Annotated in this window: 10 protein-coding genes; 6 read left to right on the forward strand and 4 right to left on the reverse strand. The window is 53.1% G+C overall.

What is annotated here, in order from left to right:
• From ABJQ89_RS07665 to ABJQ89_RS07675, 3 genes are all read left to right on the forward strand, one after another.
• Positions 1–678, forward strand: a 678-nt coding sequence (locus ABJQ89_RS07665) for an ACT domain-containing protein (protein ID WP_348495663.1), incomplete at its 5' end; no start/stop codon positions are given.
• 84 nt (positions 679–762) lie between these two features.
• Positions 763–1,494 (forward strand): metallophosphoesterase, encoded by a 732-nt coding sequence (locus ABJQ89_RS07670; RefSeq protein WP_348495664.1) that lies wholly within the window; start codon positions 763–765, stop codon positions 1,492–1,494.
• A 100-nt stretch (positions 1,495–1,594) separates the two neighbouring features.
• On the forward strand, positions 1,595–2,107 hold the full coding sequence (locus ABJQ89_RS07675) for a hypothetical protein (RefSeq protein WP_348495665.1): 513 nt from the start codon (positions 1,595–1,597) through the stop codon (positions 2,105–2,107).
• A gap of 96 nt (positions 2,108–2,203) precedes the next feature.
• On the opposite strand, the gene ABJQ89_RS07680 is transcribed toward ABJQ89_RS07675, so the two are convergent.
• The 4 genes from ABJQ89_RS07680 to smpB form a co-directional block, all read right to left on the reverse strand.
• Positions 2,204–3,388 (reverse strand): amino acid aminotransferase, encoded by a 1,185-nt coding sequence (locus ABJQ89_RS07680; RefSeq protein WP_348495666.1) that lies wholly within the window; start codon positions 3,386–3,388, stop codon positions 2,204–2,206.
• The gene (gene sseA / locus ABJQ89_RS07685) at positions 3,388–4,245 is read right to left on the reverse strand and encodes a 3-mercaptopyruvate sulfurtransferase (protein ID WP_348495667.1); all 858 of its coding nucleotides are present in this window, start codon (positions 4,243–4,245) and stop codon (positions 3,388–3,390) included. Before sseA ends, ABJQ89_RS07680 begins: the two co-directional genes overlap by 1 nt.
• A 94-nt stretch (positions 4,246–4,339) precedes the next feature.
• On the reverse strand, positions 4,340–4,615 hold the full coding sequence (locus tag ABJQ89_RS07690) for a hypothetical protein (RefSeq protein ID WP_348495668.1): 276 nt from the start codon (positions 4,613–4,615) through the stop codon (positions 4,340–4,342).
• Positions 4,616–4,751: 136 nt separating this feature from the next.
• A complete protein-coding gene (gene smpB, locus ABJQ89_RS07695; protein ID WP_348495669.1) occupies positions 4,752–5,228 on the reverse strand; it encodes an SsrA-binding protein SmpB in 477 nt (158 codons plus the stop codon).
• Positions 5,229–5,370: 142 nt separating this feature from the next.
• Here smpB and ABJQ89_RS07700 point away from each other — a divergent pair, with 142 nt between their 5' ends.
• From ABJQ89_RS07700 to ABJQ89_RS07710, 3 genes are all read left to right on the forward strand, one after another.
• Positions 5,371–7,314, forward strand: coding sequence for a cation:proton antiporter (locus ABJQ89_RS07700; protein WP_348495670.1), 1,944 nt, complete (start codon positions 5,371–5,373; stop codon positions 7,312–7,314).
• Positions 7,311–8,663 carry an aminotransferase class III-fold pyridoxal phosphate-dependent enzyme gene (locus ABJQ89_RS07705; protein ID WP_348495671.1) on the forward strand — a complete coding sequence of 451 codons (1,353 nt, stop codon included), beginning with the start codon at positions 7,311–7,313 and terminating at the stop codon, positions 8,661–8,663. Before ABJQ89_RS07700 ends, ABJQ89_RS07705 begins: the two co-directional genes overlap by 4 nt.
• A gap of 285 nt (positions 8,664–8,948) precedes the next feature.
• A partial coding sequence (locus tag ABJQ89_RS07710; protein ID WP_348495672.1) for a Hint domain-containing protein occupies positions 8,949–9,729 on the forward strand: 781 nt, incomplete at its 3' end.

Below are 9,729 nucleotides of genomic sequence, written 5' to 3' on the forward strand. Positions count from 1 at the left end.
ACAGGCGCGGTTGAGAACGCTCTCAACATGCCGTCCGTAACTGCAGAAGAAGCCAAGATCATGGGCCCTTGGGTGTCCCTCGCTGGTCACCTTGGTGCCTTCATCGGTCAAATGACGGACGAGCCGATCAAAGCGATCAACATCCTTTATGATGGTGCCGTTGCTGAGATGAACCTCGAAGCGCTGAACTGCTCCACAATCGCGGGTATCATGAAGCGTGTGAACCCTGATGTGAACATGGTTTCTGCCCCAGTGATCGCAGCAGAGCGCGGCATCAAGATCAGCACGACAAACCAAAAGAAGTCTGGCGCATTTGAAGGCTACGTAAAGGTCACTGTTGTAACGGAGAAGCGTGAGCGTTCTGTTGCTGGTACTGTGTTCTCTGATGGCAAGCCACGTTTCATCCAGATCAAAGGCATCAACATCGACGCCGAAGTGGGCCAGCACATGGTCTACACGACGAACGAAGACGTTCCGGGCATCATCGGTACTTTGGGTCAAACAATGGGCGCGCACGGCGTGAACATCGCCAACTTTACCCTTGGCCGTTCCGAAGCAAATGGCGAAGCTATCGCGCTGCTCTATGTGGACGAAGCTGTGCCAGCCGATGCGCTCAAAGCGCTCGAAACCACAGGCATGTTCAACCAAGTTAAAGCGCTGACGTTCACAGGCGCGTAAGTCTTAGGCGTTTCACGCGTCTAACATAGCAATTCCAAAGGCCGCTCTTCTCAGGGCGGCCTTTCTCATTTAAAGGCTTGGCCCATGACATATCCAATTTACGCCATGGGCGACATTCACGGCCAGCTCGAGATGCTGGAAGACACCCTTTCAATGATCGAAGCAGACGGCGGGCCAGATGCCCCGATCATATTCCTCGGCGATTACGTGGATCGCGGCGCCGACAGCAAAGCCGTGATTGATCGTTTGATCGAAGGGAAGATGGCCGGCAAACCATGGCGCTTTATCAAAGGTAATCATGACCGGATGTTCGAATGGTTCATGGAACCTGTGCCGCGTCATGATCCGCATCTGTTGGTCGGCTATCACTGGCTTCACGAACGTCTGGGCGGCACGACCACGCTTGCCTCTTATGGCGTCGATGTCGGCCATCGTCGCAGGTTGTCAGATGTTCATGCAGATGCGCAAGCTGCCGTTCCAATCAGCCATCTGCGGTTCTTGCAAGACTGTGAAATCTCTATCACCCATGGTCCGCTGTTTTTCTGTCATGCAGGCGTTCGACCGGGCGTAGCGCTTGCCGATCAACGCGAAGATGATCTTGTCTGGATCAGAGAAGACTTTTCTCACGACCCAAGCGAGCACGGCGCGCTTGTCGTACATGGACACACACCAGTCGATGAACCCTTTCACAACGGCAATCATGTAAACCTAGACACCGGAGCAGGTTACGGAAAACCCCTCACAGCCGCGGTCTTTGATGGCACAGATGTTCAGGTTCTTACAAAAGATGGTCGCGTGGCTTTGAAACCTGCCTAACCTAACGCTCTAAACCAACGCCGCCCACTGCATAGGGGCAATCGCCCCTTTCATTCTCCGCCCCTTAGCGTAAGGGGAGGTAACCCCTAGGAGTACGAAAATGGCAGACTCACAGACTTTACCTGAACTGGTTCGCACCGCTCAAGACACTGCTAAGTCCTGCCACGACCGGATTGATGCGATTTTGAACTCTTCGAATGGTGCTAGTTTGACCGAAGAGCACGCTCATCAGTTGGTGTCCGAAACCGTCGCAATCGAATTGGCTGCCGTTGATCTATTTGCGGTATTTGAATCGCGCACGCAGCGCCACTTCAAACGCGGTCCACTGGCACGCAAAGTAAAAGCAGCCCTGATTGAGGCGGGTCAAAAAGATCTCGCTAATCAACTGCATCAGCATTATCTGGCGATCAACGTGCTAAAGCACGGAACAGGCGCCAGCTATCGCGAATTGCTGAACGATAAGGAATGTCTCTTCGTTGTGAAGCAAGCAACAGATTCTGCAGCGACTCCCGATGGCACGTCCACAGGTTTGATAGACGTGACCGCGCCGAGGTTTTTCGAAGGGCTGGCGGAAACAATTCTTGCGGCTTATCAATTCCTTGAAGCTCGGTAACACTGCGCGATCGCTACTAAGATAAGACTGCGGGCTAGCAAACAAACCCTTGGGTTTGCCAACTAGCCGCATTTCTAGAATATCACTTGGATCGGTTTACACACCGACGTCGATGATCGCTTTCGCGAGCACTGGCACAGACTGTGCGTTCAAGCCAGCGATGTTCATACGGCTGTCCCCAACCATGTAAATCCCGTGCTCTTCGCGTAGCTTAGTGACCATCTCAGGTGTCGTACCAAGGCGCGAGAACATGCCACGGTGCTGCGCCAAAAACCCAAAGCGGTCAGAGCCACTTAAGCGCTGCAATTCACCCGCCAATTGCTCACGCAGGTTCAACATGCCTACACGCACATCTTCTAGCTCAGCCTTCCAGTCCGCACGCAATTCCGCGTCGTTCATCACCAACGTCACCAGTCGTGCGCCGTGATCAGGTGGGAAGGAAAAGTTCTGGCGGTTAAGGAATGCGAGCGTCTCTTGGTTCAAACCACGTTGTGAGGCATCAGCGGAGACAGCCATCAAAATACCTGTGCGCTCACGATAGATGCCGAAGTTTTTGGAACAACTCGCCGCGATCAAGCTTTGCGGCACTGAAGACGCTACAAGGCGCACAGCGGCGGCATCTTCGTCAAGACCATCACCGAACCCTTGGTAGGCGATATCAACCATCGGAATGGCGCCTGTCTCGTTGAGCAAATCAACAACGGCCTGCCATTGTGTCAGATTCAGGTTCGCGCCCGTTGGGTTGTGACAGCAACCGTGCAACAGAACCACATCACCTGCTTTTACCTCTTTGAGGTCCGCCAACATGCCATCGAAATCAACGCCGCGCGTTTCACTATCGAAGTAGCGATAGCTCACATATTCCATGCCCAGATAGTTCAGGATCGACACATGGTTGGGCCATGTTGGGTTAGACACAAAAACACGCGCATCTGGATTGGCCAAAGCGATCAATTCAAAGGCCTGACGAATAGCACCTGTGCCCCCCGGCGTCGCAGCTGCAGCGACAGTTTCGCGTGCAACGGAATCGCCAAGAACCAGATCAACCATCACGTCGGAAAACCCAGGGTCGCCCGCAAGTGCGACATAGGACTTGCTCGTTTCTTGCTCCCAAAGCTGCTTTTCTGCGGTTTTCACAGCGCGCATGATCGGTGTTGCACCGCTGGCATCTTTGTAGACACCGACGCCGAGATCGATCTTTTGCTCACGCGGATCTTCGCGGAACATTTTGACCAACGATAAAATGGAATCCGCAGGAAGCGGTTTAAAATTCTCAAACATCAGGATGCTCCTGTTTCAATTGGCATGCTGGGCACAGAGCCCCATTCGGTCCAAGACCCGTCGTAAACTGCATGATCCGTCTTACCGATACGCTCAAGAGCAAGGGCAAGCACGCATGCGGTGATACCGGAACCACAAGAGGCAATCACCGGCTTCTCAAGATCAACGCCGCCAGCGGTGAAGGCCGCTTTCAGGCCAGCTTCATCCTTCATCGTGCCGTTCTCATTCAGCAGCGTTTTAAATGGGACATTGACGGCGCCGGGAATATGCCCAGCGCGCAAACCGGCGCGTGGTTCAGGGTCGGTGCCTGCAAATCGCGTCGCCGCGCGCGCATCAACGATTTGATATGCGCCCAGTTTGGCAGCTGCGGCAACCTGCGTGACGTCTTTAACCATCTGGTTTTGGAAACGTACCATCATATGGCGATCACGGATCACTGGCGGCAGATCTTCAATCGCGCGCCCTTCTGCGACCCACTTCTTCATGCCGCCATCTAGAACAGCAATGTTCATCTGACCCATAAGCCGGAACAGCCACCACACACGCGGTGCAGAGAAAATGCCATCCGTGTCATAAACGACGATCTGATGCCCATCGCCAACACCCATCGCGCGCATGCGAGACATGAATTTCTCAGGGCTCGGCGCCATATGAGGAAGCGATGAACGTGCATCACTGATTTCATCGATGTCGAAAAATCGTGCGCCGGGAATATGCGCAGCTTCATACTCTGCCTTCGTATCACGGTTCTCGGCAGGCATATACCAAGAGGCATCGATTATACGCAGATCAGGGTCGCGCAAATGCGCAGCAAGCCAATCGGTGGAAACCAATGTTGCGGGATCGTCCAGTGCCATGAAAATTGCCCTCTTATTGATAGGTCTTGCTTACTGCCGAGGACACGCAGTGGCAAGCACTGGCACCGCCTGTTAGCGGTGCCAAATACTAATATTACTTAGCCATCATGTTTTTAACGACGCCAACAATCGCCAATACAACACCGCCGCCAACACCGCCGCCAGCAACCTGTGTCAGAATTGAACCGATATCCATGCCACCTGCAGCAGCGCCACCAGCACCCATCATGCCAAGAATTTGACCACCCAAACCGCCGCCAACGATGCCGGAGATAGAGTTGATGAGTGTACCTTGGTTCAGGTTTTTCAAAACGCCGCCAGCAACGTTACCGCCAACTGCACCTGACAAAAGACCGATTACGAGTTCCATAGTATTCCTTCCCATTGGGCCTAATTATGAGTGAAGCGCAACTATGGCCCATTCTTCGCGCGCCTATTTAATAGGCATAACTTGCACCAACCATCATGGGGAAAGCAAAGAAAAACTCGTCAAATCGGACCTAGGATCAATCGGAGTGGCGCAGCAAACGTTGTTTCTGGCGACCCCAATCCCGCTTGGCATCGCTCGCTCGCTTGTCGTGGTTTTGCTTACCTTTGGCGATACCAATCTTCAGCTTCACGAAACCTTTGTGATTGAAGTAAAGGACCAATGGAACAAGGGTCATTCCCTTACGCTGGGTGTCTGACCACATGCGTGCCAGCTCTTTTTTGGAAGCCAGCAACTTACGGCGACGACGCTCTTCGTGGCCCCATGTTTTGGCGGCTTCATAAGGCGCAATGTAGCTGTTCACCAACCACAATTCGCCATCCTTCACCTCGGCGTAGCTTTCCGCAACGTTAGCGGAATTCACACGCAGAGATTTGACTTCCGAGCCTTGCAGGATGATCCCACATTCGATGTCATCCGAGATCGCATAGTCATAACGCGCCCGCCGATTTTCGGCGATCACTTTGTAATTCGGATTGTCTTTAGGCTTAGCCATGGCTCTTGTGTCTTTCTCTTTCTAAGGGCGTTACATAGGCCGTTCTGTGCGCCACTCCAAGACCTCATGAGAATTGCTGCTAGACTTGCAGGCCCCAAGTGCCGCAAAGTTGTACCACCGCACCTTTTTGGAAAGCATCTCCATGACCGACTTTCTCTTACTCGCCTTCATATTCCTCTGTGCTGGCGTCATCGCTGTGCCAATCGCTTCACGGCTTGGGCTTGGCTCCGTGCTTGGATATCTGATTGCGGGTATCGTGATCAGTCCGATTTTGAATGTGATGGGCGTCGACGTGATCGCGATCCAGCACTTTGCCGAATTTGGCGTTGTGATGATGCTCTTCCTCGTTGGTTTGGAGTTAGAGCCCAAAATGCTCTGGGGCATGCGCGCGCAGCTTCTTGGCCTTGGCGGTGGGCAAGTCGGGCTGACGACTTTGGCGGTCACAGGCGTTGCCATGGCGCTCGGGCAACCGTGGTCCATTGCTTTGGCAATCGGTTTGGTCATGGCCCTGTCGTCTACTGCAATCGTGTTGCAAACGTTGAATGAAAAAGGGTTAATGAAGTCCGATGGCGGGCAATCCAGCTTTTCCGTTCTGTTGACCCAAGACATCGCCGTTATCCCGATGCTTGCTCTGTTGCCATTGCTGGCGATGCCAGAGCTTATGGATATGGCGAGCGATGCAGGGAGCCATGGGGCAGATGCTGCGCACGGGTCTGATGCGGGCCACGGAAGCGACGCACACGGCGACGATTCGCACGACGATCACGGCTCTGGTCTTAGTCTCGTTGACGGGCTGAGCGGCTGGCAAACTATGCTGGTTACCATTGGCGCCGTCGCCGCGGTCATCCTTGGCGGTAGCTTCCTAACTGTGCCGATCTTCAGATTTATCTCTGGTGCAGGCCTGCGCGAACTGTTCGTCGCTGGCGCACTTTTGATCGTTATCGGCATCGCGCTGCTTATGTCTCTCGTCGGCCTGTCGCCCGCGCTTGGTACTTTCATTGCGGGCGTTGTGCTGGCCAACAGCGTCTATCGCCACGAGCTCGAAAGCGACATTGATCCGTTTAGGGGGCTGCTCCTTGGCCTCTTCTTTATGAGCGTGGGCGCTGGCATTAACTTTACGCTTCTCTCCGAGAACCTCGCTTCCATCGTCGGAATGACCATTGGACTTATCGTGCTCAAGGCGGCTGTTCTGCTTTTGCTCGCGCGTATCTTCAAACTGCAAGGTGGGGACAAATGGCTCTTTGGTCTTGGCCTCGCTCAAGCCGGCGAATTTGGTTTTGTCCTTTTGTCGTTCACCGTCGCTGGCAATATCATCCCATCAGGCACGGCTGACATTCTTTTGCTTGTTGTCGCATTGTCGATGCTGCTCACGCCTGCGCTCTTTATTCTCTACGAAAGGGTCATCGCGCCGCGTTATAGCAACGAAGAAAATCGTGAAGCGGATGAAATCCATGAAACCTCGAACATCATTATCGCAGGTCATGGCCGTGTTGGCGGCACGGTTTCGCGCGTCTTGCGCGCGGCCGGACATACGCCAACGGTCATCGACTATTCCTCGAAACAGCTTGATATGCTCGAAAAGTTTGGTGTCAAAGCCTACTTCGGCGATGCCAGCCGCCCTGATTTGCTGCACGCCGCTGGCATTCACGAAGCCAAGCTGATCGTGATCGCCATCGATAGCAAAGAACATATCACCGAAATGGTGCACTACATTCACACCAACCATCCACACGTTCACATCATGGCGCGCGCCGTTGATCGCAACCATGTTTACGAGCTCTATGCTGCTGGCTGTCGCGACATCATTCGGGAAACCTACGACAGCTCTATGCGCATGGCACGCTCCGCCTTTGTCGCTTTGGGGATCGAAGAAGAAAAAGCCGCTGATATGGTAGACGTCTTCGAGGAAATTGACCGGAAGGGCATGATCGACGTTGCACCAGAGTATGACGTAAACATCCCCTTATTAGAAAACGAACCTTTCCTCGACAAAGTACGCGAAGCAATCCCGCGCTATGAGGCCGAAGCTAATGAACGCATGCAGGCCATTCTAAAGCGCAATTCTCAAGGTGAGGAAAAGCTGTGAAAGACGACAACTTCCTACGCGAAAACAACGCACGCCACATGTGGCATCCTATGGGTCATCCCGGTGATTTGCAGGAAAACACACCTGCCATCATCGCCAAGGCCGAAGGCGTGCGTATCGAAGATCTGGACGGGCACAAAACCGTCGATGCCGTTGGTGGCCTATGGTGCGTAAACCTTGGCTATTCCAACAACGTTGTGAAGGAGGCGATTGCCAAACAGCTCTACGATCTGCCCTATTATTCCGCCTTTGCTGGCACCTCTAATCCCCCTGCGATTGAGGCCTCTTATGCTGTTCGCGAATTCTTTGAACCTGATGGAATGGTGCGCGCGTTCTTTACCTCGGGCGGATCAGACTCGGTCGAAACATGTTTGCGTATGGCGCGACAGTATCATCGCCTACGAGGTGAACCGACACGCACAAAATTCATCTCACTGAAAAAGGGCTATCACGGCACGCATTTTGGCGGCGCATCTGTGAACGGTAACAACCGCTTCCGCACATCTTACGAACCATTGCTGTCGGGTTGTTTCCACCTGCCCAGCCCTTACATCTACCGCAATCCTTACAATGAAACCGACCCCGCTCAACTGGCGCAGAACATCGCCGCCGCATTTGAGGATGAAATTCAGTTCCAGGGCGCGAGCAGCATCGCCGCCTTTATCATGGAGCCAATCCAAGGCGCAGGCGGCGTCATCGTGCCAGACCCCAGCTTTATGGGCTTGATGCGCGAGATTTGTGATCGACACGGCATTTTGATGATTTCTGACGAAGTAATCACCGGCTTTGGTCGAACAGGGAGTTGGTCAGGCGCACGTCACTGGGGCGTACAGCCTGACATGATGAGCACAGCCAAAGGCATCACATCGGGCTATTTCCCTGTCGGCGCAGCCCTTTTCAACGAAAAGGTTGCTGATGTCTTTGAAAAGAGTGATCCGGCCCAAGGCGGCATCTATCACGGCTATACCTATTCCGCGCATCCTGTTGGCGCCGCTGCGGTAAGCGCATGCCTTGCTGAAACCGTGCGACTTGATCTCAAAACCAATGCTGGTGCGCGCGGAACGCAACTTTTCAACGGCCTAAAAGCCTTGGCAGAAAAACACGACATCATCGGCGACGTGCGCGGCGGCGAAGGATTGATGGCAGGCTTTGAAATGGTCTCTGACCGGCAAGCAAAGACGCCGATCGATGCGGCAATTGTCAAGCGCATTCAGAAGGCCACGTATGACGCCGGCGCGATGGTGCGTATGGGGCCACCTAATATCTTAATGTCGCCCCCTTTGACGATTTCCGAAAGGGAAATTCAGGTCATTCTAGATGCATTAGATGTCGGATTGTCCGCAGCGTAAGTCTGCAATGGTCCACCTGCTTTAGAATTAGGAAACGGCATAGGGTTTGAGTGATTCCTCTTCAGGGAGGTATTTCTAAACCCCATGCCGTTACGGAACGCACAACCTGAGACAGAAACATGAATTCCGCACAAATTTTGACAGTGCTCTGAAAATAAACGATTAATCAGGACTATAACAGCCAAGAACACACAAATTCCTGTCGCTGTTCTTTAAGTTTTCCCACTAGAGGTGTATATTTTCGACAGTTAATTAGTAAACACCGAGAATTTGGACTGACGTTTCATGCCGACATTTACAGCCTTTGGCGCAGATATTTTGAGCAACCCGAACGTGAACACGGTTGGTGGCGCAGGTGAAGATGGGGCAGGACAAATTACTGTCAGTCCAGGAAGCGTACCATTCCCAGCAAATTATTTTATTGAGTTCGAGGTCGACAACGTTTTGGCGAACGGTGAATTCGATGGCTCTACTGGATTCATCGGCATGACGGTCTATGCGTCTCAAGCAGATTTCATCGCTGGGACACCCCTTTATACTTACGCTCCACAAAACGCTAATCAAACAGCTGCAGTTCAGAACTCCGTTGACGGTATCGGTGACACTTATGTCCGCTTCAACGGCAGCGTATTGCTTTCTGTAGACGCTGGTGCACCTCCGCTGCAGAACATCTTCGTCGCCCCGGGCAGTGGTGTCGCGGTTGGAACCACGACAGTCTTCGATCACCACACAGATGTAGATTACGATGGAAACGGCAGTATCGACGCCACCCCTATCGAAGACGGGAACGGGTTTTTTAACATCGCGAATTCCCAAGCGGTTTGTTTTACCCACGACACCATGATGTTGACGCCCTCTGGTGAGCGGCCGATCAATGACCTTCGGGTTGGGGATTATGTGACAACCGCTGACAATGGTCCGCAAAAGATCATTTGGATTGGCTCGCGCATTTTCAATCAACGTAGTTTGCTTGAAACGCCCAAATTGCGCCCTGTCTTTATTCCCCAAGGGGTGCTTGGTGCCACCAAACCAACGCTTGTTTCGCGCCAGCATGCCATTCTCGGGG

The sequence above is a fragment of the Planktotalea sp. genome (assembly GCF_039984035.1).
Lineage (GTDB): Bacteria > Pseudomonadota > Alphaproteobacteria > Rhodobacterales > Rhodobacteraceae > Planktotalea.

Coding starts and splice junctions, on each gene's coding strand:
- ABJQ89_RS07670 (WP_348495664.1), top strand. CDS start 763: ATGACATATCCAATTTACGCCATGGGCGACATTCACGGCCAGCTCGAG.
- ABJQ89_RS07700 (WP_348495670.1), top strand. CDS start 5,371: ATGACCGACTTTCTCTTACTCGCCTTCATATTCCTCTGTGCTGGCGTC.
- ABJQ89_RS07675 (WP_348495665.1), top strand. CDS start 1,595: ATGGCAGACTCACAGACTTTACCTGAACTGGTTCGCACCGCTCAAGAC.
- smpB (WP_348495669.1), bottom strand. CDS start 5,228: ATGGCTAAGCCTAAAGACAATCCGAATTACAAAGTGATCGCCGAAAAT.
- ABJQ89_RS07690 (WP_348495668.1), bottom strand. CDS start 4,615: ATGGAACTCGTAATCGGTCTTTTGTCAGGTGCAGTTGGCGGTAACGTT.
- sseA (WP_348495667.1), bottom strand. CDS start 4,245: ATGGCACTGGACGATCCCGCAACATTGGTTTCCACCGATTGGCTTGCT.
- ABJQ89_RS07680 (WP_348495666.1), bottom strand. CDS start 3,388: ATGTTTGAGAATTTTAAACCGCTTCCTGCGGATTCCATTTTATCGTTG.